The organism is Vibrio sp. 10N.222.49.C12 (assembly GCF_041475025.1).
GTDB lineage: Bacteria > Pseudomonadota > Gammaproteobacteria > Enterobacterales > Vibrionaceae > Vibrio > Vibrio crassostreae_C.
Map to the genome: position 1 here is coordinate 1 of NZ_JBFRVF010000075.1, position 1,602 is coordinate 1,602.

Here is a 1,602-nt window from a genome sequence, read left to right on the forward strand (position 1 = left end):
CTTATTAAGCAGCTTCTCTTTCTGGATTTAGGTGAACGTCACCAACAGGTTCACAGTTTCTGATATCACCAGGCCAGCGTTCAGGGTTTAGCTCTTTTGCAGCGAGTAGTACCTCCGCTCGGCGCTTCAAGATCTCTTTATCTTTTCCATTGTGACGCTCTGAAGGCGTGACGTAATTTAGCTGACTGTGCTTGTGCTCGGTGTTGTACCAGCGTACGAAGGCTTCAACCCAACTTTGGCTACTATCGATTGTTTCAAAGCCTTTCGTTGGCCAGCTTGGCATGTACTTTACCGTGCGGAACAATGACTCAACATACGGGTTATCATCACTGACTCTTGGGCGACTATACGATGAAGTAATACCTAACTCTTCCATTTTGGCTTTGAACGTCAACGACTTCATCGGCGCACCATTATCGGAGTGAAGAACCAGTGCTTGATTGAAGCACTGCTCTCGCATCAACGTTCGTTGCAGAAGTTGTGACGCTAGCTCACCGCATTCATGCTCATACACTTCATAACCAACAATTTTTCGACTGTAGATGTCCTCAATGACATACAGGTAATAATGTTGGCCTCGAACTTTTGAAGGTAAGTAAGTGATATCCCACGTATAGACTTGGTTCGAGTCCGTCGCTGTGTAACTGGTTGGCTTCGCTTGCTTCTGTCTGCTCCGCTGACGACCTCGTTTGTGAAGTTGCCCCTGCGTACTCAACACTCGGTAGTAGCTCGACTCAGAGGCGATATACTCACCTCTATCAAGCAGTGTCGGGACGATTTGAGTTGGAGGCAAGCTTGCAAACTCAGAGCGGTTACACACCTCGATTATCGCATCACGCTCTTCCTGCGACAGCTTGTTAGCAGGCTCAGGTCTGAGGCATATTGGCCTTTTGTCAGCTTGAACTTCACCTTGCTGATACCAGCGACGATACGTTCTCAAGTCGATTTGAACTTCATGGCAAGCTGGCTCTAAACGACACCCGCATTGCTTCGCTTCAAGGATAAGAGTCACTATGGTCTGCCTTTCATCGGTTGAGGTTAGTCGTCCTCTGGCTCTTCCCCGTAAAAGGCTCTCAGCTTTTTTCTTAGTACCAAGAGAGCGGCCGTTTCAGCGAGTGCTTTTTCTTTGAGTCGTAAATCTTTCTTCAACTCTTTGATTTCAAGTTTGTCAGCTTTAGCCTGCTTCTTTGCTTCAGCTTCCTGCTCTTTACTCGACTTAAACCCTTGCATACATTCGCTGCGCCAGCTTTGGATTTGCTCTGGAAAAAGACCTTTTTCACGACAATATTGGCTGAGTTCACTTTCTGTCATTGAGTAGGTTTCAGCGACAATGGCAAGTTTAGTTTGAGCTGACCACTGCTCTGATGAAGTGTTGCTATTTGGCACGGCGGCTCCTGAACGTCTGAGTTGCTGGCGCCAATGATACAGGGTCGCAGTGCTAATTCCTTCCTCTTCCGACACTTCTTTAACTGACATTGAATAGGGAGGTAATAGCTTCTTCAATATAGCTTCTTTTCTTTCTACTGAGATACGAGACACAATTACTCTTTATCGCCCAAACTGGTTAAATTTTAACAGTGACATCTACCCTGCCAGATAGGG

1 protein-coding gene is annotated in these 1,602 nt (G+C 46.5%); it reads right to left on the reverse strand.

All coding sequences use genetic code 11. The features are described from left to right. Positions 1 to 4 precede the first annotated feature (4 nt). A protein-coding gene (locus AB4583_RS19085; protein WP_372118817.1) for an IS3 family transposase occupies positions 5 to 1,539 on the reverse strand; the annotation gives its coding sequence in 2 pieces (ribosomal slippage) (positions 5 to 1,086 and positions 1,086 to 1,539; 1,536 coding nt in all). Positions 1,540 to 1,602 lie beyond the last annotated feature (63 nt).